Origin of the sequence: Corynebacterium sp. HMSC056F09, assembly GCF_001815785.1 — a bacterium.
GTDB lineage: Bacteria > Actinomycetota > Actinomycetes > Mycobacteriales > Mycobacteriaceae > Corynebacterium > Corynebacterium hiratae.
Genome location: NZ_KV821972.1, coordinates 1 through 25,011, shown reverse-complemented (window position 1 = coordinate 25,011; position 25,011 = coordinate 1). Strand labels below are relative to the sequence as shown.

23 protein-coding genes are annotated in these 25,011 nt (G+C 59.9%); 12 read left to right on the top strand and 11 right to left on the bottom strand.

Annotated features, from left to right (window positions below):
- On the top strand, nucleotides 1-919 hold a 919-nt coding region (locus HMPREF3056_RS11885), incomplete at its 5' end, for an HNH endonuclease signature motif containing protein (protein ID WP_070754931.1).
- A 226-nt stretch (nucleotides 920-1,145) separates the two neighbouring features.
- On the opposite strand, the gene gatA is transcribed toward HMPREF3056_RS11885, so the two are convergent.
- Entirely contained in the window at nucleotides 1,146-2,630 is a 1,485-nt protein-coding gene (gatA, locus tag HMPREF3056_RS11880; RefSeq protein ID WP_070754930.1) for an Asp-tRNA(Asn)/Glu-tRNA(Gln) amidotransferase subunit GatA, read from the bottom strand.
- Nucleotides 2,631-2,632: 2 nt separating this feature from the next.
- Complete coding sequence (gene gatC, locus HMPREF3056_RS11875; protein ID WP_046649343.1) at nucleotides 2,633-2,935, bottom strand: Asp-tRNA(Asn)/Glu-tRNA(Gln) amidotransferase subunit GatC; 303 nt, start codon at nucleotides 2,933-2,935, stop codon at nucleotides 2,633-2,635.
- 210 nt (nucleotides 2,936-3,145) lie between these two features.
- Between gatC and HMPREF3056_RS11870 the strand changes: the two genes are divergently transcribed.
- On the top strand, nucleotides 3,146-3,805 hold the full coding sequence (locus HMPREF3056_RS11870) for an ACT domain-containing protein (protein ID WP_046649342.1): 660 nt from the start codon (nucleotides 3,146-3,148) through the stop codon (nucleotides 3,803-3,805).
- On the opposite strand, the gene HMPREF3056_RS11865 is transcribed toward HMPREF3056_RS11870, so the two are convergent.
- The 3 genes from HMPREF3056_RS11865 to ligA are packed head-to-tail and all read right to left on the bottom strand — an operon-like array spanning nucleotide 3,798 to nucleotide 7,344.
- On the bottom strand, nucleotides 3,798-4,556 hold the full coding sequence (locus HMPREF3056_RS11865; protein WP_070511618.1) for an HAD family hydrolase: 759 nt from the start codon (nucleotides 4,554-4,556) through the stop codon (nucleotides 3,798-3,800). The two genes, HMPREF3056_RS11870 and HMPREF3056_RS11865, sit on opposite strands and share 8 nt — an antisense overlap.
- On the bottom strand, nucleotides 4,553-5,323 hold the full coding sequence (locus HMPREF3056_RS11860) for an HAD family hydrolase (RefSeq protein ID WP_070511617.1): 771 nt from the start codon (nucleotides 5,321-5,323) through the stop codon (nucleotides 4,553-4,555). Before HMPREF3056_RS11860 ends, HMPREF3056_RS11865 begins: the two co-directional genes overlap by 4 nt.
- Nucleotides 5,320-7,344, bottom strand: coding sequence for an NAD-dependent DNA ligase LigA (ligA, locus tag HMPREF3056_RS11855; protein ID WP_070515613.1), 2,025 nt, complete (start codon nucleotides 7,342-7,344; stop codon nucleotides 5,320-5,322). The genes HMPREF3056_RS11860 and ligA overlap by 4 nt, the downstream gene beginning before the upstream one ends.
- Nucleotides 7,345-7,471: 127 nt before the next feature.
- Between ligA and HMPREF3056_RS11850 the strand changes: the two genes are divergently transcribed.
- The 6 genes from HMPREF3056_RS11850 to HMPREF3056_RS11825 all read left to right on the top strand — a co-directional run bounded on the left by HMPREF3056_RS11850 (nucleotide 7,472) and on the right by HMPREF3056_RS11825 (nucleotide 11,487).
- Nucleotides 7,472-8,143 carry a 3'-5' exonuclease gene (locus HMPREF3056_RS11850; protein ID WP_070515611.1) on the top strand — a complete coding sequence of 224 codons (672 nt, stop codon included), beginning with the start codon at nucleotides 7,472-7,474 and terminating at the stop codon, nucleotides 8,141-8,143.
- A gap of 62 nt (nucleotides 8,144-8,205) precedes the next feature.
- Entirely contained in the window at nucleotides 8,206-8,718 is a 513-nt protein-coding gene (locus tag HMPREF3056_RS11845; RefSeq protein WP_070681095.1) for an ArsR/SmtB family transcription factor, read from the top strand.
- Complete coding sequence (locus tag HMPREF3056_RS11840) at nucleotides 8,718-9,716, top strand: serine hydrolase domain-containing protein (protein WP_070754929.1); 999 nt, start codon at nucleotides 8,718-8,720, stop codon at nucleotides 9,714-9,716. Before HMPREF3056_RS11845 ends, HMPREF3056_RS11840 begins: the two co-directional genes overlap by 1 nt.
- Nucleotides 9,717-9,725: 9 nt before the next feature.
- Nucleotides 9,726-9,989 carry a hypothetical protein gene (locus HMPREF3056_RS11835; RefSeq protein ID WP_070681093.1) on the top strand — a complete coding sequence of 88 codons (264 nt, stop codon included), beginning with the start codon at nucleotides 9,726-9,728 and terminating at the stop codon, nucleotides 9,987-9,989.
- A gap of 21 nt (nucleotides 9,990-10,010) precedes the next feature.
- Complete coding sequence (locus tag HMPREF3056_RS11830; RefSeq protein WP_049157232.1) at nucleotides 10,011-10,274, top strand: hypothetical protein; 264 nt, start codon at nucleotides 10,011-10,013, stop codon at nucleotides 10,272-10,274.
- Between the two features lie 82 nt (nucleotides 10,275-10,356).
- A complete protein-coding gene (locus HMPREF3056_RS11825) occupies nucleotides 10,357-11,487 on the top strand; it encodes an ATP-binding protein (protein ID WP_046649331.1) in 1,131 nt (376 codons plus the stop codon).
- A 22-nt stretch (nucleotides 11,488-11,509) separates the two neighbouring features.
- Here HMPREF3056_RS11825 and HMPREF3056_RS11820 read toward each other — a convergent pair whose 3' ends face one another.
- Nucleotides 11,510-12,466, bottom strand: coding sequence for a DUF1963 domain-containing protein (locus tag HMPREF3056_RS11820; RefSeq protein WP_046649330.1), 957 nt, complete (start codon nucleotides 12,464-12,466; stop codon nucleotides 11,510-11,512).
- 129 nt (nucleotides 12,467-12,595) lie between these two features.
- Entirely contained in the window at nucleotides 12,596-13,504 is a 909-nt protein-coding gene (locus HMPREF3056_RS11815) for a uroporphyrinogen decarboxylase/cobalamine-independent methonine synthase family protein (protein ID WP_070515601.1), read from the bottom strand.
- 108 nt (nucleotides 13,505-13,612) lie between these two features.
- Between HMPREF3056_RS11815 and HMPREF3056_RS11810 the strand changes: the two genes are divergently transcribed.
- Nucleotides 13,613-13,981 carry a PH domain-containing protein gene (locus HMPREF3056_RS11810; protein WP_046649328.1) on the top strand — a complete coding sequence of 123 codons (369 nt, stop codon included), beginning with the start codon at nucleotides 13,613-13,615 and terminating at the stop codon, nucleotides 13,979-13,981.
- 2 nt (nucleotides 13,982-13,983) lie between these two features.
- Here the strand turns inward: HMPREF3056_RS11810 and mnmA are convergent, their stop codons facing one another.
- A complete protein-coding gene (mnmA, locus tag HMPREF3056_RS11805; protein ID WP_049157234.1) occupies nucleotides 13,984-15,069 on the bottom strand; it encodes a tRNA 2-thiouridine(34) synthase MnmA in 1,086 nt (361 codons plus the stop codon).
- A gap of 104 nt (nucleotides 15,070-15,173) precedes the next feature.
- On the opposite strand from mnmA, the gene HMPREF3056_RS11800 reads away from it, so the two are divergent.
- Nucleotides 15,174-16,016, top strand: coding sequence for a spermidine synthase (locus HMPREF3056_RS11800; protein ID WP_070754928.1), 843 nt, complete (start codon nucleotides 15,174-15,176; stop codon nucleotides 16,014-16,016).
- On the opposite strand, the gene HMPREF3056_RS11795 is transcribed toward HMPREF3056_RS11800, so the two are convergent.
- Nucleotides 16,013-17,167, bottom strand: a complete 1,155-nt coding sequence (locus tag HMPREF3056_RS11795) for a glycoside hydrolase family 25 protein (RefSeq protein WP_046649326.1) — start codon at nucleotides 17,165-17,167, stop codon at nucleotides 16,013-16,015. The two genes, HMPREF3056_RS11800 and HMPREF3056_RS11795, sit on opposite strands and share 4 nt — an antisense overlap.
- Nucleotides 17,168-17,352: 185 nt before the next feature.
- Here HMPREF3056_RS11795 and HMPREF3056_RS11790 point away from each other — a divergent pair, with 185 nt between their 5' ends.
- Nucleotides 17,353-17,823 (top strand): hypothetical protein, encoded by a 471-nt coding sequence (locus HMPREF3056_RS11790; protein ID WP_070754927.1) that lies wholly within the window; start codon nucleotides 17,353-17,355, stop codon nucleotides 17,821-17,823.
- Nucleotides 17,824-17,904: 81 nt separating this feature from the next.
- The gene (locus tag HMPREF3056_RS11785; RefSeq protein WP_046649324.1) at nucleotides 17,905-18,330 is read left to right on the top strand and encodes a hypothetical protein; all 426 of its coding nucleotides are present in this window, start codon (nucleotides 17,905-17,907) and stop codon (nucleotides 18,328-18,330) included.
- Between the two features lie 162 nt (nucleotides 18,331-18,492).
- Here HMPREF3056_RS11785 and HMPREF3056_RS11780 read toward each other — a convergent pair whose 3' ends face one another.
- A complete protein-coding gene (locus tag HMPREF3056_RS11780; protein ID WP_070754933.1) occupies nucleotides 18,493-23,451 on the bottom strand; it encodes a DEAD/DEAH box helicase in 4,959 nt (1,652 codons plus the stop codon).
- A gap of 50 nt (nucleotides 23,452-23,501) precedes the next feature.
- Nucleotides 23,502-25,011: bifunctional lysylphosphatidylglycerol flippase/synthetase MprF (locus tag HMPREF3056_RS11775; protein WP_141759877.1), on the bottom strand; the 1,510-nt coding region annotated here is incomplete at its 5' end.

Below are 25,011 nucleotides of genomic sequence, written 5' to 3'. Positions count from 1 at the left end.
CCTCCTGGCTGACTTCTTCACCCCTTCTAAACCCAATCAGGCTTTTCCCACACGCAGTCAAATCAGGCGCAAAGTCCGCGATATCTGCAAAACCCTCGATAACTCCATCGCCTACCAGGACACCCGCCCTAAAAATACATACCGGTTTTCTTCTAACGGCACCTCAGCCTGGCTGGAACTGCACTGTGATGAAGACACCGGCATTAAACTCGACGCCTTCATCCACCACACCGCCGCCAAGGAAGACATCACCATCCCGGAGGCAGTCATAAAACTGCTTTCTGGTGAGATTAAGCCACCAGCTACCGTGGTGTTACACACCTACCAGGCCTGCGACATTGAGGATGCACCAACCTTTATTGAAGGCTTCGGCTGGCGGGCTAAGCCCATGCCGCATGATAAGACCCGGGACTTAACCGGTGACGTCGCCGAAGCAGACGGCTACCAACCAGGAGTCATCATGCGCAAACATGTCGAAGGCCGTGACGGGACCTGCCGGGTTGGCGGCTGTGGCAAACCAGCTTTCCTTAGCCAGTTGGATCATCGGCATAACTGGGCTGAAGGCGGGCCCACCCACCCGAAGAACCTAGCGTGTTTATGCCAGGGTCATCACAACATGAAAACTGATGGCAGCCTCAAATACCTGCTGGACCCCTACAGCGGGGATGTCATCTGGCTATATGAAGACGGCACTTGGACTATTACCGAAGCCGACGGGCCGCTAGCACCAAAACAGAAACGGTGGGCACAAACAGTCGCCCAACACATCACCGCCACCAGGAAACGCGTACGCGAAGACGCCCAACACTTAAAACAAGAACTCGACGACTACGCACAACAGCAAGCCAAAACCAAAGCAGAAGCCAAGGATGAAAGCAAGACCAACGCTGATGCCGGCAGCGACGACATCCCCTTCTAAACCCCGTCGTTCCAGACGACGAAGAACTCAGACACACTCCGCGGAGGCTGAACCCAGACTCGTCGTTTCAAACGACGAAACCCGACCAAGGAAACCGAAAGGAAAAGAGAAAGACTACGAACCAACGAACACACACCGTCGAATAAAACGACGAAGGCCGGCGGCCTCCCACGTCAGTGAAAGACCCCGGCTCATGCGCACTACGGGCTGGCCCGAAGTGTGTCTACTACTTGCGCCCTGCTTCGTAGGCGGCGCCGACCTTGTACAGGCGGTCATCCTTAAATGCCGGTGCCATGATCTGCAGGCCGGTGGGCAAGTTGGTGTCGGATGCCATTCCGGAAGGAACGGACATGCCGCACACGCCGGCGAGGTTCAACGGCAGGGTGCACAGGTCGAAGTTGTACATCTCCATCGGGTCCTCGACCTTCTCGCCCAGCTTGAAGGCTGTGGTCGGGGTGGTCGGAGAAACGAGGACATCGACCTGCTCGAAGGCACGCTCAAAGTCCTGTGCAATGAGGGTGCGAACACGCTGCGCTTGGAGGTAGTAGGCGTCATAGTAGCCGACGGACAGGGCGTAGGTACCCAGCATGATGCGGCGCTTGACCTCGGGGCCGAAGCCAGCCGCGCGGGACAGGGACATGACCTCTTCCGCAGAGTGGGTTCCATCATCACCCACGCGCAGGCCGTAGCGCATGCCGTCGAAGCGGGCCAGGTTGGAGGAGACCTCACACGGCATGATGAGGTAGTAGGCAGCGAGAGCGTCATCGAAGTGCGGGCAGTCGACCTCAACGATCTCTGCGCCCTGAGACTTCAGCTGCTCAACGGCTGCATGGTACGCCTCCATCACGCCCGGCTGCCAGCCATCGCGCTCGAATTGCTTGATCAGGCCAACCTTGACGCCGGACAGATCGCCGTTAGCGCCCTCCTTGGCAGCGGCGACTACCGGCGCGACCGGCTTGTCCACGGAGGTGGCGTCGAAGGAGTCGTGGCCGGCAATGATTTCGTGCAGCAGTGCGGTATCCAGGACCGTGCGGGCGGTCGGACCAGCCTGGTCCAGGGAGCTTGCAGCGGCGATGAGGCCGTAGCGAGACACCGTGCCATAGGTCGGCTTTACGCCCACGGTGTTCGTCAGAGCGGCCGGCTGGCGAATAGAGCCACCGGTGTCGGTACCGATACCCAGCGGAGCCTGACCAGAAGCAAGGGCTGCCGCGGTACCACCACCGGAGCCACCCGGGGTGCGCTCGGTGTCATAGGGGTTGTGGGCCGGACCGTAGGCGGAGTTCTCGTTGGAGGAGCCCATCGCGAACTCATCGAGGTTCGTCTTGCCCAGGATCGGGATACCGGCCTCGCGCAGCTTGGTCACCAGCGTGGCGTCATAGGGTGAGACCCAACCTTCCAGCATCTTGGAGGCGGCGGTTGTGGGGGCGTCGGTAGTCACCAGCAGGTCCTTGAGCGCCAGCGGCACGCCAGCCAGGGCAGAGGCTGGTTCTTCGCCGGCGTCGAGGGACTTATCGACGGCGTCGGCAGCCGCCAGCGCTTCCTCAGCACCAACGTGCAGGAAGGCGTTGAGTTCACCATCGGTCTCCGCGATTCGGTCCAGGAAGGCCTGAGTTACTTCGCGGGAGGTGAGCTCGCGGGAGTGAATCTTCTCAGCCAGCTCGGCGGCGGTCAGTGCGGTAATGCCCTCGGTGGGCGTAATGAATTGTGCCATTCTTATTCGTCTCCTCCACCCAGAATCTGCGGAACCATGAAGCGGTCATCCTCGGTCGCGGGCGCCTGATCCAGAGCCTGCTCAGCGGTGAGGGTGCGCACGATGACATCCTCACGCATCGGGGCGTTAACGGAGTGCGGGTGCGACATCGGCTCCACACCTTCAGCCTCGACCTTGCCAACCGCGGACACCGAGTCCACGATCTCGTCGATCTGCGCGGCGAACTGTTTTAGTTCTTCCTCGCTCAGGGCCAATCGCGACAGCTTTGCCAGGTGCGCGACCTCGTCACGCGAAATATCAGACACGCGAACTCCATCCTTTTATTCATTGAGACGGTTGATAGCTAAGCACCCATGGTACTGCACGGCTGGTGCCACGCCACCACCACTCCTCCCCCTACACACCACTGAAGCTATTGAATAGTATTCGATACGTTGGGTACCATCGATCAAGTTGTACAAACTATTCGCATCAGCGATTTCCCTACCTAGTCATCTTCCCCCAGAAAGAACGATATGTCGTATCTCGTCCGTGTCCTACTCCCTGACACTCCCGGCAGCCTTGGCCTCCTCGCCAACGCGATGGGCAGCATCGAGGCCGATATTCGTTCCGTGGATATCGTGGAGAATTTCCCGGACGGCACGGTCATGGATGACATCGTCCTCGATCTCCCCCAGTCCACCATGGCTGATGAGATCATCACCGCTGCACAGACCGTGGAGGGCGTAGAAGTTGACTCCATCCGCCCCTTCAGTGGACGCGTTGACCGCCGTGGGCAGATCCACGTGCTGGCTAAGGTGGCTTCGCAACGCAACGTCACCGCCGCGATGAAGGAGGTGTGTGCAGCAATCCCGAAGGCGCTGACCTCCAATTGGGCCATCGTCATTGCTAATGACGACAAGATCAGCCGCATTGCTGCCTCCGACGCCGCGCCTGCCGACGACGGCTCGATCCCCACCGACCTCAACATCACCTCGGCGCGCGTGCTCAATCCGGAGAAGGACACGTGGATTCCTGAGTCGTGGACGCTGATCGAATCCGCGCTGGCTGCCGCTCCCCTCGTGGGCACGAAGTATGTCGTCGTCATGGGCCGCGTCGGCGGACCGGACTACCTTGCCTCCGAGGTCGAGCACTTGGGTGACTTGGGCGCTATCTTGGGCGCCTTCCTCACCTAGTTAGCAATGCGTTGAGTCCCGCGGCGACGTCAGGAACCACGTGGTCCACCTCGTCGGTAATCTGCGTTCCCGGGAACGTGAAGGACTCGGTGGCGATGGAGTGCATCGAGAGATCGTTAAAGCTATCGCCGAAGGTGTAGAGTTCAGCTCCTTCGTGACCGAGGTGGCCAAGCAACCGCGTCAAGCCCTCGCCCTTGTTGTGCCCGGGCGGCATGATGTCGTAAAAGTCGCAGTTGAACGAGGACTCGACTGCACAATTCGCGCGGACCCACTCGTCGACCTCGCGGCGCAGCTCAGCGTTGCCTGGAATCCACAGGGACATGAGAACGGTGCTGCGCTTGGCGACGTCCCCCGGATCCATCACTTCCGTATTCGCCACCATCGAGGATTCCCGGCCAGCCAGCCCATCCCACACCACCTGGTCTGCTCCAGACAAGCCTGTGAGGTAGATATTCAACGGCAGCCCAGTGAAACGGTCGATGACGGCTTGGACGATATCACTGGGCAGGTGCTCCTCGTGGAGGATGGAGTAATCGCCGTCCGTGATGACGGTGCCGTTGTAGAGCACGTGGTAATCCAGCTCCACGCCGAATGGCTCAAGGGTGTTGCGTGCATTGGCGATGGACTTGCCCGTCGCGGAGATGGCGAGGTTGCCAGCGGCCCGCCACGCAGCGATGGCTTCCTTTACGGCCTCAGTTATGTCTTCGTTGACGTAAACGGTTCCATCCATGTCCAAAGCCGCAATCTTCATGCCCCGTAGTGTATTAGACCTTTCACGGCCGAGTCCACCACCGCGGTGCACGCCTCCTGGATGTCGGGTTGCGCCCAGGGGAAGGTCAGGGAGACGTCGGCAAGCGCGTGCATAGGCAGGTCATTGTGACCATCACCTAAGGTGATGAGCTCAATCTCGGAACGCTCGCGGCTAAGATGTTCAAGCAGCCAAGTCAAGGCGAAGCCCTTGTTGTGGCCGGGCGGCGTGATATCGAAGAAGTTTCGGTTCATCGCGGTGCCGACGGGAAAGCGGTCCGTCACCCACTGCGCAATCTCTTTCTGTAGCTCTGGGTTACCCGGCGTCCAGGCGGCGACGAGGGGGAAGACTTCTTTTTCGATGTGCTCGGGTGAAACTGGAACGGGCTCGCTGATGATGGGATTGTGCACGCCCTCCACGTTGCGCACGAGGTGGCCGTCGGGGCCTTCCAAGCGCGTGCAATACAGGTCGAGCTTCGGGATATCACGAACCCGCTCATACACAGCGCGGACTACTTCGGGCGGCACGTGGCTTTCATAGAGCAACTCATAGTCGCCATCCATAATGACGGTGCCGTTGCACAGCAGGAAGTAATCGAACTCGACGCCGAAAGGCTCAAGCGCACGCCGCGCCGAGTGCGGCGACTTACCCGTGGCCACGACGGCGAGGTTGCCTGCAGCGCGCCACTGCGCAATGGCCTCTGGGACTTCCTCAGGCATATACCCATCGAAGTAGATGGTGCCGTCGAGGTCGAAGGCGGCTAGCTTCATGCCTCGCCCGTTTCCAGCAGACGGGTGAAGCCCTCTTCATCCAGGATGGTCAGCCCCAGATCGCGGGCCTTCTGTTCCTTGGATCCGGCATTCTCTCCGACCACGACGTAGTTCGTCTTCTTAGACACCGAACCGGATGCCTTTCCGCCGCGGGTGATAATGGCCTCCTTGGCCGAATCACGAGTGAAGTTCTCCAAGGTACCGGTCACCACCACGGTGATGCCTTCAAGGGTCTGCGCCGGCTTATCGCTGGCTTCCTCCTCCATGGTGACCCCGGCGGCGGTCCACTTCTGCACGATGTTGTCGTGCCAATCCACCTCGAACCACTGCTTGAAGGATTCCGCGATGATGGTGCCCACACCATCGGTATCCGCCAGCTCCTCGACCGATGCTGCGCGCAGCACTTCCATGGAGCCAAAGCGGGTGGCTAGTGCACGTGCCGCAATGGGGCCGACGTGGCGGATCGACAGCGCGACGAGCACCCTCCAGAATTCAGCCTGGCGGGCCGTCTTGAGGTTCTCCAGCAGCTTCTTACCCGAAGCATTGAGCGCGCCCTTCTGCGTGGTGTAGACCGAGGATTTGAGGAGTGCTTGTTCATCGAGATCGAAGAGGTCCGCCTCATCCTTGAGCACTCCGGAGGAAATCAGATCCGCGGCAGCCTTCTCCCCCAGCTCGCCAATGTCGAGCGCCTTGCGGGAGGCCAGGTATTCCAGGCGTGCCGCCAGCTGGGCCGGGCAGCTACGAGTGTTCGGGCAGCGCCAGTCCTGGTCGCCTTCCTTCTGCGGAGCCAGCTTCGTACCACAGGCAGGGCAATTCTCCGGAAAGACCCATTCAGTCTCGCTGCCATCGCGCTTGTCCAGAACGGGGCCGAGGACCTCAGGGATGATCTCTCCGGCCTTGCGGATGATGATGGTATCCCCGATGAGGACATTCTTGTTCTTGACCTCGAATTGGTTGTGCAGGGTGGCCATGGAAACGGTCGAGCCGGAGACGAAGACCGGCTCCATGATGGCGAAAGGCGTCACGCGCCCGGTACGTCCCACACCGACCTCGATGTTGAGCAGCTTGGTGGTGACCTCCTCCGGCGGGTATTTATAGGCAATAGCCCAGCGCGGCGCGCGCGAAGTCGCGCCCAAGGCGCGCTGGCTGGCCAGGTCATCGACCTTGATGACAAGCCCGTCCATTTCAAAGTAGGCATCGTGGCGGTGCTCCTCCCAGTACGTGACCCGCTCTTGTACCTCCTTGGCTGTGGTGACCCGCTGGGTATAGGGAGACACCGGAAATCCCCAAGCCTCTAGGGCCTTGTAAGCATCGTGCTGCGAGGTGGGCTGGAATCCCTCGCGCGCGCCAATGCCGTGACAGACCATGTGGAGCCGGCGCTTCTTGACGTCCTCCGGATCCTTCATGCGCAGCCCGCCTGCCGCCGCGTTGCGGGGGTTGGCAAAGGTGGGCTTGCCGTCTTCGCGGCGCGCGGAGTTGATCTCCTCAAACTCATCCGGGCGCATGTACACCTCGCCGCGAACCTCCACCAGGGACGGCACCGGATACTCTTTGGTACCCGTCAGCTCGTGCGGGATATCGGGGATAACGCGTGCATTGGCGGTGATGTCCTCGCCCACACGACCATCACCGCGTGTGGCGGCCGTGGCGAGCTTGCCATCGCGGTAGACCAAATCAATGGACAGGCCATCAATCTTGAGCTCGGTCAGATAAGCCTCGGCCGGCGTGCGGTCCAGCCAGTCCTGCAGCTCATCCGCACTGAAGACGTTGTCCAAGCTGTACAGGCGCTCCAGGTGCTCGATGTCGACAGCACCTTCCGGCGCAGCACCGACCTGCTGGGTTGGCGAATCCGGGGTCTGCAGCTCCGGGTGCTCCGCCTCAAGCGCCAGCAAGCGCTGGAAGAGCGCGTCAAAGTCCGCATCCGGGATTGACGGCTCACCGTTGTAGTACAACTCACGGTGCTTGCGCACTTCCTGGGCAAGCTCGGACCATTCGCGTTGGATATCTACTGCATCACTCACGAGTCACTAGTGTAGCGGGGCTACCGGACATGCCTATGACCTGCGGATGGTCATTCTGCAAGAGTTCGTCCGTCATTCTGCAGCACTTCCACAGTGCGTGTCCGAGCCGGGCGCTAGAGTGTTGTCCATGAACTTCGACGCCACCCGCATGCTCTCCTTCGACCTCGAAACCACCTCCGTGAAGCCCAAAGAAGCCCGCATCGTCACCTCTGCCCTGGTACGTATCGACGGGCGTGAAGTAGACAAGCGGGAAATGCTCGCTGACCCCGGCGTGGAGATCCCCGAGGAAGCCGCCAAGATTCACGGCATCACTACTGAGAAGGCCCGCGCGGAAGGTCGCCCCCACGAGGAGGTGCTCAAGGAGACGGTCGATTCCATCTATAAGGCCTGGGACGAGGGGCTCACGCTCATCGTCTACAACGCCGCCTACGATCTCTCCGTACTGCGCGCGCTGACCGGGGACTTCACGGTCAACGGCCCGGTGTTCGATCCTTTCGTTATCGACCGCGTTAAGGATAAGTGGCGCAAGGGCAAGCGCACCTTGGAGGAGGTCTCCGCCCATTACGGCGTGGAATTGAGCAACGCGCATGAGGCGACTGCCGACGCCCTCGCGGCCGCCCGCGTGGCCTGGAAGCAGGTGCGCCAGCACTTCCCTGAGCTAGCCCAGATGGATACCAACGAGCTCATGGAGTACCAGGCCGTCGAGTGGTACAAGGACCGCGAATCCTTCAAGAAGTACCTGGAAGGCCGCGGGCGGGACGCCTCGGATGTCTCCACCGCGTGGCCGATGATTTCTTAACTCCCACCCCCTCACCCAAATAGCACTTGCCAGTTTTCTAGAGTTCTGGAATTCTAGAAACCATGGAAACGACAGTCGAAGCACGCCTCGCCGAACTCGAAGCGCGCGTCGCCGCGCTTGAGGGGCGCACCACGCCCACCGACGCCGGCCCCGCATCCACCGCGGAAGAAGGCTCGGCCTACTGGCTGGTCGACGCCCTCGCACCCAACGAGCAGCTTCCCGACGGCTCCATCATCTTTGGCGGCAACATAAACGTCGGCAAGCGCACTTATGCCTATCAATGGCAGCGCCCCACGAACTTCGTCACCGACGAGGATTGGGCAGAAAACCTCGAGCGCCTATCCGCTCTTGCCCATCCAGTCCGCGGCGAAATCCTGCGCCGCCTGCTCGCCGCACCCGCGACAGCCGCAGAGCTTCTCGAAGAAGACATCGTCTCCTCTACCGGCACCGCCTACCACCACTTGAGCGCGCTGACCCATGCCGGCTGGACCACGAAGTCTGGCGGCGAGTATTCCATCCGCCCCGCCCGAGTTATCCCCCTTCTCACCATCATCACCGCGAGCGAGGACCACTAATGCGTAGAATGTCCCTAGCCGTCATCGCTGCCATTGCCGTTGCAGCCATCCTGCTCATCACAGGGCCGCAAAGGATTACCCTGGCAAAAGACAAAACTGGTGACGAAGCCTTAGCTGCCCAGTTGAAAGAGCACTCAGAGTCCGGCTTCCACAACCTCACTGCCTTTACCCTCCAGGACGGCAAGGTCACCTTTGCGGGACTGGGCAGCGACGAGCACACGGAGGTCGAAATCGGCTCCGTGACCAAGATGTTCACTGGCGAACTGGCCCACCAGCTCGTCGAAGAGGAAAAACTGAGAACTGACACCACTGTGGGCGAGGTCCTCAATGTTGGCGATGCGCCCGTCGCTGACGTCACCGTCCAAGAATTGCTCGACCACACCTCTGGCCTACCGCGACTGGCGAGCGCGAGCCTCCTCAGCAATCTCGCCTCGGGTGTCACCGGCTCGAACCCCTATGAAGGCGAGACCGTAGAGGACATCGTGGCTGCCGCCACGGAGGCCGAACTAAAAGACCGCGGTAAAGAATCCTATTCAAACCTTGGCTATGGGCTCCTGGGCCACATGCTCGAGACCGTTGACGGGCAACCTTATGAACAGATGCTCAAAGAACGCATCTTCGAGCCAGTTGGCATGACAGAGACCTATCTCATGACGCCGGGCTCAGTACCTGACGACGCTCCACGCGGCCTAACCCCCACCGGCCGCCACGCTGAGCCGTGGGAGATGGAAGGCTCCGCACCCGCGGGAGCCATCCGCTCCACGGCAAGTGACATGGCCAAGTTCGCCGAGTGGTTCATGGACAACGGCGATACCGACTACGGCTGGCAGCCTCCCAGCGAAAACAATGCTGGGTACTGGCACAACGGCGGTACATACGGTTACTCGACGATGCTCATCATCGAACCAGAGACCAAACGCGCTGCCTTCGCCAACAACGATTCCCTCGCCGGTACCGAAGACCTCGCCCAAGCTCTATTCGACGAGCTCGGATCCTAAGGAGACACCGTGTTACTCACCATCAGCATGATCGTTATCATCGCCTCCCTTCTATGGTCCGCATGGAAGGCATTCACCACCCCAGGGAAGACAGTCTCGCGCGTTGTTTCCGTAGCAATCACTGCCTTCGTCATCGTGCTCATCGGATATACCTTGCCCTGGAATGCGGACCTCCACTTCTTCTGGTGGTATGGCCTCGTCGCCGCATGTGCTGTGTACGCCGGTGCGGTGGCCTGGCGGGCTATGGATTCGAAGCCCGCAAGCACAATCTAAGTCCTCCCGTAGACTGACGTTATGACTGCTCCCGCTTACCGCACGGTCCATATCCACGACGTCAATCCCTCCGTAATTGCCACCCTTCAGAAGCGCGCTGACGCCGCTGAAGTTTCCTTGGAAAACTACCTGCGCGATCTCCTGACGACCACAGCTTCACGCCCTGAATTTTCGCCGCGTCCCAGCGTCCAGGAAAAGCTCGCGGAGCTCACCCAGCGTGACCCTATAGCTATAAACGGCGATTTTGACATCGTCGGCGCCATTCGGGCGGGGCGGGACGCCTAATTCCACCTGGGGGACGAAAGTCTCCCAAATCTCCGCTTTTAGAAAAGTCTCCCAAATCTCCCAATGCCCTAGGATTGAGACTATGTCCCCACATGAGAACCCATTCCGCCCCACCTTCGGCGTTCCACCACTCTTTTGGGTTGGGCGCACGGCAGTGCTCGACACCTTCCGGGCTGCACTCGACTCCCAGCCGGGCAGCCCGGGCCGCTCGCTCATCATCAGCGGTGCCCGCGGTATCGGTAAGACGGTTTTGCTCAATGAGCTCGAAGATATCGCTTCTAGCCGCGGGTGGATTACCCTGCGGGCCTCGGGACGCAGCTCCTTGGTGGAGGAACTCGTGGACACCACCATCCCGCGCATCATAGACAAGCTTGCCCCGGCGGATAAGAGCAAGGTCAACCGCGTCGGTATTGGCGGCCTGGCAACCATCGGCATCCAGCACAACACCGAGGAAGCCTATAAACCGACGTTGAACACCCGCCTGCGCGAGCTTTTAGGCCTGCTCAAAGGCACTGGCGTACTGCTCACCATCGATGAAGTGCAGGACGCAGACGCCGAGGACCTCACCTCCCTGGCCGTGACCTACCAAGACTTGGTGCGCGATGAGCTCGATGTCGCTATTGTCGCCGCGGGCCTTCCGCAGGGAGTCAACCGCCTGCTGGACCTGCCGGGTGTGACCTTCCTGCGCCGCGCGCAGAAGTTCGTTCTGGGGCCGCTCTCCCCCGCGAACGCCAAGGTGGCCTTCACAGAAACCGCGGCGCAGTCCGGACTCGAATTCACCGAGGATGCGGTTGCAGCTGCGGTGCGGCTGTCCCGAGGCTACCCCTACATGGTGCAGCTGGTGGGCTCATTGGCCTGGGGAAAGGCGCAGCGCGAGGGTGGAAGCCGCATCGAGGAGGGTGACGTCGCGGCAGTGTCAGCCGAGGCGATCTCGGTTCTCGGCGCCCAGGTCCACCAGCCCGCTACCCTGGCGCTTCCGCCAGCGCAGCGCCTCTTCCTCGAAGCGATGAGCGCGGTTATGGAGAACGGCACGGCGGAAATCAAGAACATCGCCGCTCACCAGGACCGGACGGTGCGCTCACTGTCGGCCACGCGCCAAAGGCTTATCGACGCCGACCTGATCGAGCCCACCGCACACGGCCAACTCCAGTTCGTCATCCCTTATATGGAGGCCTACTTCACCGCGACGGACAGCCTGGGGAGGATTGATTAAAAGGGAAATTGGGGAAGCAAAACTAGCCGCAATCCCAGTAAAAGACAGCACCATCGGCCCTGCCAGTGTTTTCGGAGCGGTACACGACAGCCTCGCCAGCCTGCATTTTCTTCAATGCGTCCGGGTGCAGAAATACGTGGGCCACACCGAGGTCACCCCACATGGCCTCGAAAGGAAGCTCTTCTTCTTCCAGATATGTGGAATCGATTTCTAGGAAGTGAACGTACCCTTCAGGCTGCGTAGGGTCTTGTGCGAAGGCTGGGAAACCGCCAAGCATAATGTCGCTTTGGTTTCTGGCTGCGGCTCGCAACTCAACCAGCTCGTCAAAGTAATCAAACTCTTCAAGAAAGTCATCGCCTTTTCTAGACTTCAAAGCCTCGTACACTGCATAGTCGGTGGGAGGGACCATTGCCACTGCACTAGACAAGGAGATCGGAGAGTTCATAACCTCCCCAAGATCCTTGCTAAACGGGGAACAAAAATCCTCGTGCTTTTCATCGAAGGCAGCAGGCTCCGCGGTATGAGGTCCAGGAAAGCTGTGGTTGCCAAAGCCTTCCGCAGGCTCAGGGATATAGCGAATTTCCATGCCATCGCCAGGCGAATCCGAATCGAAACCGCCGAAGAACGGATCAGCACCGACGAAGAGTTGAAAAATTCCTGACTCCGGAATCAATCCGTCGAGAGTTGCTTCGCTTTCCGACGCCCCCTCCGCACGCACATGACAGACAATATCGGCAAAATTTAGCTGAATGATATGGAGTAATGGCTGACCGTTCTTTGAAATGGGCCATGTCGAACCTTCCGGAAGATACGGTCTACCTCCGAAGTACGAGCCATGTTCGGTGGGAGTGCCGTTGGAGTAGGGAAGGACGACGCCTGGCTTGGCAAGTTGGATTAGGTCATCGGCATCTTCGGAGACGAGCTCTCCGGACTCGATCATCGAACGTAACGCTTTAACCTGTGCTGTGAACTCTGGCATGGCAGGTGGTTCTTTCTCTAGGACAACGAGGGATTTAATCAGGGATTATCCTTCAAAAGAAAGCATGCTGCAATAGATATCTAGCCTGTTCTGGTTCATATTCGAGGCCTAGGTCAGGTGAAAGCTCAATTAGAGATCCCCAGCATCGCGGGTGAGAATGCCGGCGGTCTCGTTAACCGAGCGCAGGGATCTGGCAGAGGCCTTGACAGGATAGACGTCGAAATAATCGACGAGGAGCTCGCGCGGCATGCCGATGCGGTCGAGATGCCGGGCCAGCGCAATGGCCTCCGCGCGGGCATCGGAGCCTTCAAGGCCCAGACCAATGCGGTGGCCGGCATTCAAGTGCTCGCCCAAGCCGTCTAGGTGGCGCGGGGTCTCCAGACCACGGAAATCCGTGAGGAAAGTCGTGGCTGCAGGCGCGACTGACCACAGCGGCGGGGCGTGCAGGTAGTCGGCCTCGAAGACAAGGAGCTGCTCAAGAGCTACCTCATCTGGGACCGCCGGAATGGTATCGAAGTCGGTGGTGCCGGGGATTCGGCCGGCGATAACGTCTGCGAGGAGTGGTTCGTCGAGTTGGACGACGACCTCCCCGTGGAAACGGCGCGCAACATCCGCGGCGTGAGCGCGGAGGCCATAGAGAAGTGACTCCGCGAGTTCGCTAAAGGCGCCGCGGTCGGTGAGGACACGGTGGCCGTCGGAAAGCTCAATGCTCGCCGCAAGCGACCAGGGACCGAGCGCTTGCACCTTAATACGGGGCACGGTTTCGCCCCAGACTTCCTGGACCTCGTCGATATCGCGCTCCAAGCGGTCCCACGTACGCCGGGTCAGCAGCTGCGGGCGCGCTGTCATGCGCCACGAGCGCGGGCCGCGGTCGATGGAGATAGCCTCCAGCATGCTGGCCGTGCGGCCCACCGCATCCGACCCCAACCCGCGCTCGGGAAGTTGCGGGATGGCAGGGAGCTCGGTCTCCCCCATGATGATGTCCGCGGCCTCTGCGATGGAGGTACCGGGCATGGGGCCAAGGGCGAATCCCGTCATCTGTTCTCCTTCCCGAATGTTTTTCTTTTAATACCGAATCAAAGACTACTGCGACATCTATAATGCAATTCACAAACCACTAAGTCGCAGATAGTAAAGGATACTCCCGTGGCACTTGAACAGTTTTCTGGCTGGACCTTCTATTCTCCTTGCGAGATTCCGAGCGACATTCCGTCAATTCTCGCAGCCAACGAAAAGCCAATCTGCGCATTTAAAACTGTCCGAGACGCAGCGGTCTTCACTAGCCACCGATTGATTATCCGAGATTCTCAAGGTCTCACTGGAAAGAAAGTCGAAATCTATTCTCTCCCTTACTCCTCCATTAATATGTGGTCGACGGAGAATGCCGGAAAGCTCCTGGACGTAAATGCTGAACTGGAGCTCTGGACACGGGCTGGCCACTTCAAAATCAACATCGGGCCCAAAGTCGATATTCGAGCCCTCGACCGACTCATCGCCGACTGCGTGCTTCGATAGAACTACTCAGTCCCGCAGATGGTGCCGGAGCCCAGGACAATATCACCCAGCTCATCCGGGCTCGGCAGATAGAGCACGGCGGCCTGGCCACGAGCCACGCCGGAGAGCGGCTCGTTCAGCTCCAGCGTCATGCGGTCGGCCTCGCGGTCCACGTGAGCGCGGCAGGAAACGACAGAGCCGTGGGCGCGCACCTGCACCTCGCAGTCGAAGTCACCTTCCATCGCTGGGTGCAGATACTTCAGGCGATCGGCCTCAATGCGGGTTACGGCCAAGTCGGCGCGCGATCCGACGGTGACGGTGCCGGTGGCAGCGTCGATGTCGGTGACGTAGCGCGGGGAGCCGTCGGCAGTCGGCGTCTTGATGTCGAGGCCCTTGCGCTGGCCGATGGTGTAGTTCCACGCGCCGTCGTGTTCCTTGAGCTCATTGCCCTCGGTATCCACGATCATGCCGGGGCGCAGGCCGATGGAACGGCCCAGGAAGGCCTGGGTATTGCCGTCCGGAATGAAGCAGATGTCATAGGAATCCGGCTTGGCCGCCGTGGAGAAGCCATGGCGTTTGGCTTCCTCGCGGATCTGCGGCTTCGGGGTATCGCCAATCGGGAAGAAGCAGTGATCCAGCTCTTCCTTGGTGATAACACCCAGCACATAGGACTGGTCCTTGTTCTCGTCCAAGGAGCGGCGCATGTAGCCATCATCGTCGATTGTGGCGTAATGGCCCGTGGCCACCGCATCGAAGCCCAGCGCCATCCCCTTGCGCAGTAGCGCCGCGAACTTGATCTTCTCATTGCAGCGCAGGCAGGGATTCGGGGTCTCACCGCGGGCATAGGAGTCCACGAAATCGCCGATGACGGCTTCCTTGAACTCCTCAGAGAAGTCCCACACGTAGAAAGGAATGCCGAGCTTGTCGCAGATGCGACGGGCATCGGCGGAATCCTCCAAGGAGCAGCAGCCGCGTGCCTTCTCACGTGTCTGCTGCGCATCCTTGTGCAGGGCCAGGTGCACACCAATGACGTCGTGGCCCGCCTCCACCGCACGCGCGGCTGCGACCGAGGAATCGACGCCGCCGGACATGGCTACCAATACTCGCATGCTCTCCCCTTCTCGTTTCGTTATCGCCCACCAAGGCTAGTCGCGGTGCACCTCATACCCCAACACACGAACCACGCAGCCTATTCCCTAAGCTAAGAGGCACTATGGGCAGAAAGCGCAACACCACCAATTCCATCGCGGGCACCTACGAGATTTCCACCGGCGAACTCGTCGTCGAGCCGGATCCTTTCCGCGACGGTGCCTTCATCCTCAACGTCAATGGCGTGCCATCCTCACACCTCATCCCCGATGAGCCGCGCACCCTCGAGTTCGAGTACATGCGTTGGATTGCCGCCGCGGTGGAGAACCTCGCCCCTGGCAAGCGCCTGCTCCACCTGGGCGGCGGTGGCTGTTCTCTCCCCCGCTACTTCGCGAATCTCTGGCCGGATTCCCACAACACGGTCGTCGAACTCGACGCCAAACTGGCCGAGTTCATCCGTGAGCTGGCCGATATCCCCTCTGCTCCCCGCGTGAAAATCCGCGCCGGCGAGGCACGCGCGGTCACCGAAGGTTTCCCGCCGAACCGCTTCGACGTCATCATTCGGGATGTCTTCGCCGGCGCCATCACACCGGAGCCTCTCACCACCGAAGAGTTCTTCCAGCACGCCCACGCCACCCTATCCCCCGGCGGTCTTTACGTTGCCAACTGCGGCGACCACTCCGATCTCCAGGGCGCGAAGGCGGAACTAGCTGGAATGGCGGAGGTCTTTGCACACGTCGCCGTTATCGCCGACCCTCCCATGCTTAAGGGTCGGCGCTACGGCAACATCATCCTCATCGGCTCCGATACCGAGTTGCCCCACGACGGCTCCCCCGAAGCCGCCGCCCTGGCCAAGCCGCTCCTCTCCGGTGCGGTGCCCGCACACTTCCGCGACGAATCCTGGACCCGCCGCTTCTTTACCGGCGCGAGCCCCCGCCACGACGCCCCGGCAACCGCCGACGATTAGCGCAGGCTCTTGAGCAGGTCCGCCACCTGCTTGGAATCAAATGCCGGGATCTCCACACCCGCGGCGTGACCAGCACTGCGTGCAGCACGGCTGGCATTCTCCACGTCCTGCTCGCTGACGTTGTTGGCATCAAAGTCCTGCAGGTGCTGCGCGTTATCCAGGAAGATGGCTAGGTCGCCGACGGTGGCGTCGTTATTTGCCAGGCTCTTGAGGTCATCAACGCTAATAGCGCCGGTGTTGAGCAGCTTCTCTGCCTGCTTCACAAGCCCGGTCGGATCCACGTCTAGACCCGCATCCTTCGCGGCATCGGCCACGGCAGGAACGGCCGCCGCACCTGCTGCCAGCGCCAGGATTCCAGCAATCAGCACGCCGGCATCATCACCCAGGTCCACGCCCGGAATGACCAGGTCATCCAAGATTCCACCGAAGTCGATGTAATTGCCAGCAGAGAAAGAGTGCAGCTGCGCCTCAGTACCGTTGAAGAGGTTCAGGTCAACGTCAGTCTCAATGCCGGCCACGCGTCCGCTACCGGAGCGCTGCCAGAAGGCAAGCTTGTCCCAGCCACCGACCGGGTCCGGTGCGGTGTCCTGGTAGGCCGCCAGCCACAACGGATACTCGGAGAAGCGCGTGGTGTTACCCATCTGGCCCATCCAGAAGTACTTGTAGGTGTACAGCATCGGCGTACGGCCGGTCAGGGACTTGACCTCCGTCATGAAGGTATCAATCCAGTCAGCAAGCTGGTCGGCATTCAGTCCCTCATCCACCTCGATATCGAGCACCGGCGGCAGGGTCTGCGTCGGCACCAGCGCGATTTGGGAGGCGAAGCTAGCCGCCTGCTGCTTGGCGTCGCCGGCCGGGCGCGCGTAGTGGTAGGCGCCGACCTTCAGTCCAGCGGCTGCTGCGGCATTGGCATCGCGCACGAAGTGGTTGTTGACAAAGCCGACGCCCTCGGTGGCCTTCACGAAGGCATAGGACTGGCCATCGGACTTCACGGCATCCCAATCGATTCCGCGAAGGGACGCGTGGTTATTTCCGGAGACATCCACACCGGATGGTGCGTAGGACGGAATGGCAACGGCGGTGGATACGGACAGTGCCACGGCCGCTACTGCGGTAACGGCGGCGGTAACAAGGCGACGTGCATGGCTCATGCGCGCCACACTACCTCCGCTTTAACACTAATCACTGAAGCAACACACGAAACATTGAACTCTTTTGCCACACCACTGACGCAACTCCCCAACAACCGCTCCCAACAGCAGCAACCGCTGCTAAACTGCGCTTCACATCGCCACCACCCCATCAGGTGATCACGACACCGACGAAGGACAGCGCCATGGACCAGCCCACCATCGACCCACACCTTCCCAACGAGCCACAGCAGCCTGCCGAACCCAACGCACCCAAGGCATCTCAAGACCCCAACGCACCCCAAGAGCCCAAAGCCTCGAAGCTACCTCCACGCCGCGGCTGGGAAGGAGTCTTCAACGAGAAACTCGCCCTGTGGGGCTCCGCTATCCTTCTGGCTGGCTGGGCACTGGGGTTGCTCTCCTTGCTCATCGCCGACAGCGCTGCATCAGGCACTGATGATGCCGCGTCCTACATGTTTGGCTTCCTCGGCATATTCACCTTCATCGGGCTGTGTATCGCAACGCCTTTCCTTGCGACGCTTTTTGCCTTCATCGCCATCGCATCACTCGACTCTGACGTGCCAGAACGCAAACGCAACGCCAGAATCGCACTCGTGCTGGCGATACTGAGCATAGTGCCCATCGTTGTCTACTTCGGACCAAAATACATGTTTTAGGTGCGGTCTCTGTGATGTCGAGGCCTTGACAACCTCAGCCAATGACAGCGCCAAAGACTAATGCCGACGAAGGATAGCCCCATGGACCAGCCCTCCATCGATCCTCACTTCCCCAATGAGCCACAGCGGCCCGCAGAGCCCAAGGAATCTGAGCTTCCTCCACGCCGCGGCTTAGCAGGAATCTTCAACGAGAAACTCGCCCTATGGGGCTCCGCTATCCTTCTGGGGAGCTGGGCGCTGGGATTCCTTTCCTTGCTCTTAGCAGACAGCGCTGCATCAGGCCCTGATGGGGCCGCGTCCTACATGTTCGGATTCTTCGGCCTTTTCGCGTTCATCGGGCTGTGGTTTGCAACGCCTTTTCTCGCGCCCCTCTTTGCCTTCATCGCCATCGCATCGCTTGACTCTGACGTTCCCGAACGCAAGCGCAACGCCATCATCGCACTCGTGCTTTCGATCGCGTCGGTGATTCCCATCGTCGCGCACTTCGCGCCGAACTATTTGTTCTAGGTCTCGACCCTAGGTGCTGGGCTCCAGGTGCCAAGTCCAAAACCTTGATACTTATGCAGTGCTTGGCGACGCCCCCACCCAAGCTTGCGGACCCTGATCATCCAGGAGTCCTGAGCGGGATGAGCCGCAGCCACGAGTAACCGGGCGCAGCTTATTGCATCGCTATTCGGAACCCAGCCCATCCACGATTCGCACTGTCTCCATCGCCACGCGCACGACTTTCCCAATCAGGTCCACGATGTAGCGCGGGTTTCCAACCTCATCGGCCCAATCGTTAGGGTCGTTGACGATGCCAGAAGCCTTATCCTTCTTGACCTGGTAGCGGTCAATCAGCCACGCGACTGCCGAGCGTGAGCCCAGCATGTACTCGTCGGCTTCTTCCGGGATACCGGCGATGGTCACGCGCTTGTTGTAGATCAGCTTCGTCACGTCATTGACGTTCTTGCCTGTCTCCGGGTCCTTGCGCTTGGCCCACTTCATCTTGAGCACGCGCCACGTCTCACGGTCAGCCTCATCACCCGTGACCTGAATGTCTAACGGCCACGGATCCACGGTCTCGTAGTTGACGTGAAGGGACATCAGCTCCTGCCCGGCAGCCGCGAACTTGTCGAACTCCGCACGCGAACTCGGCGTCTCAATATGCGGGAGCATCTTCTTCAGGTCAGCCGCGTACTTCGTTCGGTAGCCAGGGTCGTGCAGCTTGCCGTAGACAAAGTGGAAAATGTCATCACCCGTGATGTCTGACCCCAGCGCATCACGGTAGAGAGCCTTAATCTCATCAGTGATGTTGTCCACGCGCACGTAGCCGTCGACGACCTCGCCAATCGAACCGTAGACGCTGGCTTCACCTTGCTTAACGACGCCTCCCTCACCGAACAGCCCACCGTCATCCGCTTCGACGGCGGCCCAGATGAAGCGGGGAAAGTATTGGCCCGCGTTACTTCCCCACATTGCCAAATCAGGAATCAAATCGGTCGCTAACGCGGAGAACGGCTTCGCACTTCCGGGGTTAACTACGTAGAACCCTATGTTTCGGTGCTCTGAGGTTGGAAACATCGATGGAAGTTGGCCACGACGATCATTAAAGTCCGAAGAAAAGTACAGGTGTTGGCGACAAAACGGCCTATACAGTCCTCCCCTGCAGTCTCGCTCGTCGAAGGAAAGCCTTATGCCCCGTTTCTTGAGCTGATCGTATCGTGAAGACCATTTAATCCTTGCGGGGTCTAAATGCTTAGCATCACCAATCTGGTTAAAGAAATCCAGTGAGGATTTTACCTTGCTAGTTAAGCTTCTCCGTTCAAACGCGTACGCCCAACTATCACGGGCAGTTGCAACTCCTCCACTGTTCAAAACGAAAAACTTGTTCTTCGCGATGCCTTCATTCTTCGCGCTGAGAACCGGCCAAGTTGAGAACTCTTCAGAGCGCTGGCTCAACCAGTCACCTTCTTTGTTCGGAGAAATCGATTGCCAGTCCACATTCTCTACCGAGGAGGCATCTACGATACGGAGCTTTTCTTCCGCTGTGAGGTAGTCGCCAATATCTCGATAATGCAGGTCGAAAGCAGATTTCGAAGGGTCTTTTACTCCGATCGTGATCGCTACAGTATTGCGGGAACCGGAACCAAAGACCTTTCCGCCTTCCTTTCGCGATTGTTCGCCAGCGGTTCGCTGGTTGCCCCGCAAGTTAAACACATACAGGTCAGTGAAATCCTCGGCCATGGATAGTCGCACGCCGTCACCAGTGTTTCCATCAATCCAGCCGCCATTGGAGACGAATGCGACGACTCCTTGGTCACCAATGCGGTCGGTAGCCCAGCGGAATGCACGCAGATACGAGTCATACAACGAGTTTTTCAGTTGCGCAGTCGACCTCGCCGCATACGTCTCCGCAATGCGCTTATCCAGGCTCGGGTACTTCAGGTTCGCATTGAGGTCGTTCGCGGACTTCTGCCCTGCGGAGTACGGCGGATTACCAATTACCACGTTGATGGGCGCTTGCTTCTGGCGCTCGATAGTCTCGTTGTTCTCGCGGAAGATATTGAGGTCCGGGATATCGCCTTCCTCGTGGATTTGGAAGGTATCGGCTAGCGCGATGTTGGTGAAGGGGACGTACTCAGGTGCAGGTTCACCGTTGCGCAGGGCTGCTTCTTCGCGTAGGGCGTTGTAGGTCGTCTCGATGTTGACAGCCGAGACGTAGTAGGCCAGCAACATGATCTCGGTTGCGAAGAGCTCATTGGCGTACTTGCGAGCGAGGTCCTCCGGCTTAATGAGGCCGGACTGCAGGAGGCGGACTGTGAAGGTGGAAGTGCCGGCGAAGGGGTCGAGAATGCACACGCCTTCATCGGTCAGTCCCTTGCCGAAGTGCTTCTTGGATACATCGTCGGCGGCGCGCAGGATGAAGTCGACGATTTCAACTGGGGTGTAAACGATGCCAAGGGCCTCAGATTGCTTCTTGAAGGCCTTGCGGAAGAAACGCTCGTAAAGCTCCTTGATGACCTGCTGCTTGCCTGAAGCGGAATTCACCTCAGAAGCACGAACGCGAACGGACTCGTAGAACTTCTCCAGGGACTCGGTTTCGGTATCGAGGTTTGCCTTGGACAGTGCCTTTACCATCTTCTCCATGACCTGGGCCACGGGGTTGTGGGTGATGAAGTCATGGTTCTCAAAGAGCGCGTTGAAGACCGGTGCCGTAATCAGATGCTGCGAGAGCATCGAGATGGCATCTTCTTCGCTGATGCCATCATTGAGGTTATTGCGCAGGCCTTCGACGAAGCTGTCGAATTCGGTGCGCAGGGTTCCATCGGCGCCATCGAGTAGCGCCTTGATGCGGGTGCTTTGGTTCTCCGCGATGGTGGCGACGTCGTCTGCCCAGTCCTCCCAGTAGGTGCGAGTGCCGACCTTGTCCACCAGCTTGGTGTAGATGGCTTCTTGCCACTCCTCCAGAGAGAACAGCGCGATCTGTCGAGTAACGGCAGATGAGTCCTCCCACGCGGAAGAGCTATCCGAAGAGCGCTCAGCATCGCTCGCGTTGAGCTTATCCCGCGGGTCTTCTTCTGCGTCTTTGCTGGCGTTCGGATCATCGGGAATCGGATTGACCGGAATTGGGATGATGGGAAGGTCTGGTTCTTTACTGCCGTTAAGGGCGATGGAGTTAATCTTCGCGTTGAAGCGATCATCGTGGGCGCGCAGCGCGTTGAGGATCTGCCAAACAACCTTGAAACGCTGGTTGTCGTTGAGTGCTTCTGCTGGGGAGACATTGCTGGCTACGGCGACGGGCAGGATGATGTAGCCGTAATCCTTGCCCTCAGACTTGCGCATGACGCGGCCGACGGACTGGACCACGTCCACCATGGAGTTGCGGGGGTTGAAGAAGATGACGGCATCCAGGGCTGGGACGTCCACACCCTCAGAAAGGCAGCGCGCGTTGGTGAGCATGCGAGACTCGTGCTCCCCTGCTGGGGATTCCAGCCAGGACAGCCTCGTGCCGCGCTCCATGGCGTTCATGCCGCCGTCGACGTGCTGGGCGGTGACGTGGAGGTCGACGTTGGTCAGGGAGACGTCGTTAAGCACTGCCTTTTCTTTGAGCAGTTCCTGGTGGGTGCCGATGAGCGAGGGGTAAGTCTCCGCAATGAGTTGGGAGGTCTTGATGTCCTTAGCAAAGGCTACCGCGCGCTGCATGGGCTGGGCGTCCTCGTCGAAGCCGCCCTTCTTGCCCTGCAATTCGCCGGAGCGCTTGGCCAGGCCGTTCCAGGCGCCAATCATGGCAGACGCCAGCGAAAGGTTGACCTGGTTGTTCTCACTGTGGGCCATGGCTTGGGCAGCCACGGATTCATCCACGGTCATGACAAGCACCTTGTAGTCCGTGAGTAGGCCCTTGTCCACGGCTTCACCGAAGCCGAGGCGGTAGAACTCCGGGCCGTAGATGGCTTCATCATCCATGGAGGCCAGCTCCGCGGAGTGCTCTTCGGCCTTGCCCTTGACGGCTTCGTCATAAAGGCGTGGGGTGGCTGTCATGTAGAGGCGCTTGGCTGCCTTGATGTAGTCGGCATCGTGGACGCGGACGAAGTTGCTGGCATCCTCCCCGGCCAAGGTGATGCCGGTGGTGCGGTGGGCTTCATCGCAGATGACGAGGTCGAAATCATCGAGGCCTACCTGCTGGGCATCGTGCACCGCCTGGATGGACTGGTAAGTGGAGAAGACGATGTTGAGGCCCTTGGCGCGCTTGCCGGATTCAAAGCGCGTGGTGATGTCCTTGCCTTCGGTAGAAACTGGGACTTCAAGGTCGTAGACGGCGATGTCTTCGGCCTTCTTGGAAACCTTGCTATCGGAGCACACCGCGAAGGCGCGCATGTCGAGGCGGCCCTGGGCGGTCCACTCCTTCAGAGTTTGGGAGAGCAAGGAGATGGACGGCACGAGGAAGAGGATGCGGGCTTTGCCGCCGTTGTCCTCAGCGACGCGCTCCGCAAGGCGCAGGGCGGTAAAGGTTTTGCCGGTACCGCACGCCATGATGAGCTTGCCGCGGTCATGGGTCTTGAAGCCTTCAATGGCTTTGTCGATCGCCGCCTGCTGGTGCGGGCGGGGCTCAAACGTCTCACGTTGGGAGAGGTTGATCTGGATGGTCTTATCGCGCACCTCCGAGCCGGGGAAGGCCACGTCCCAGTTGATGGGTGACTCCGCGATGGCGGAGATGCCAATGCGGCTGGTCGGAATAATCTGGTTGGCCAGGGCGTCCTCCGCGTGGGAGGACCAGTGGTCCGTGGTGGAGATGATCAGGCGGCTGCCGAAGTGCTGGCGGCCTTCTTCCGTTTCGAAGGAATGCCCAGAGGCCTCGAAGAAGGAATCCAGGTGGGACTTCTGGATGCGCGCCTTGGAGTCATAGAACTTGCACTGGATGGCGGTCCACGTGCCGTCATCCACCCGGCGGGCCACCAGGTCAATGCCGGTATCCGCCTTACCACCGTTGTAGCGCCAATCCGTCCAGCGGCAGACCTCGTCGAACTGGTTCTTCAAGGTCGGGTCGGTCTTGAAATAGTTGACCATCAGCTTCTCAAAGGCAATGCCATACTTTGCCTTTGGTTGGTTTTCACGCAGCTGGTCTAGGACCTCAGAGAACTTCGACATGAGAACATTGTGCCCGAAGGTGTGCACGAGGTTCTGTCAACACACTGGTCTTAGCGTGGATCTGCTTTGCTGGGTTCCGTTGCGCTTTGCTCCGCTTTGGCTTGCTTGCGCTCAGCCAACCACGTCTTCACAGCTCGGGCGGCGTCAGCTGCGCGCATGTCGGGCACGTAGGCGTGTACAACGGCTAGTCCAATGGCGGGCAGTGCCAGCTCATCGTTGTAGGCCAGGTACCACTTGTGTTCTTCCGGCTGGAATTTGTGCTTGGAGGCGGCCAGGCTGCGGAAGCCGTAGAGGGGCTCCATTTCTTCGCCGAGGCGGGTGAGGAGGGCGTCGAGAAGCCCGGGCTCCTCCGGTGTTCCTGACAGGGGCGCACCGGAGAGCGAAATCCAGGCGCAGCCTTCGCCGGCGGCGATGATCATGGCCTCAGAAATGAGCAGCTCGATAGCGCCTTTGAAGCCGTGGTCGGCGCGGCGCATGACGTCGAGGGTGTAGCCCACCACGCTGCCGTTTTCACGAACAGGGAGCCAGGATGTCACGCCGTGCAACGTGCCGTCCTCCCCCAGCGCGAGCAGTAGCTTGGTGCCTTCCTCCCGCAGCTCGGTAACACCGCCCAAAGTAAAGCCCATCTCCGGGAGAGCTTTGTCAGAGACCCATTCTTCGGAGAGCTCGGCAATTTTGTTGCGGGTGGCAAGATCGAGGTCCTTCCACTCCGTCCACAGCGTGGTGACGCCCTCTTTGCCGGCCTTGTTGCGGGCGGTGCGAATGTTCTGGAATTTCTTGCCTTTGAACTCGGTGTTAGAGGTGTCCAGGACGGCTTCTTCGGCTACTTCGAGGCAGTGGAAGCCGGGACGGGTAAAGCTTTCCCGTACTGAGTACCAGGCTGGGCGCCAGCCTTGTTCGCGCGCGAAGTCCTCGAAGGCGGATGCGGTGGCTTGCGGGTCATTGCCTACTGGCTCGCCGAGGCTGAGCGCAATCCCGTTGTGGACGCGGTAGGCCACGTAGTTGCTGTCGTTAAAGAAGTAGCGGTTCCCCTTCCACAGGGTCATGGCGGAGAGGTGGTCACCACTGCCCTGTTCCAGGATGGCGCGGGCACGCTCGCGGGCCTCAGCGGCCTCAGGGTTAGCCGGCGTGGCAAACATGCGGTAAGCAACCCACGCTGCGTACATCCAGAATAGAGTGCCGGCCCACTCGTAGAGGGCCCAGGTCAGCCACGTGGTCGGTGCAAGTTCGAGCGGGAGCAGAGTGGCCACGACTGGTGGGACGTAGCGCAGAGGGAGTTCGGACAGGATCGATCCGGCAGTGGCTGTCTCGACGAAGCCGTCCTTGAGAAGTAGTGCGCCGACTCCCCAGAGAGCGGCTGTGAGGGCGAAGGCAGCAGCGATCTTGCCAGCGGCCTGACCCAGCGCACCTGCGCTTTCGTGAATGTGGAACACGCGGTGATTCCAGATTAGTACGAGGAGGCAGGTGGCCCAGGGCAGGACCACGGCCGCTAGGTTGACGCCGTAGAGCACAAGGCCTTCTTGGCTAAAGTTGTGATGTCTAGCGACTTTTTGGACACGG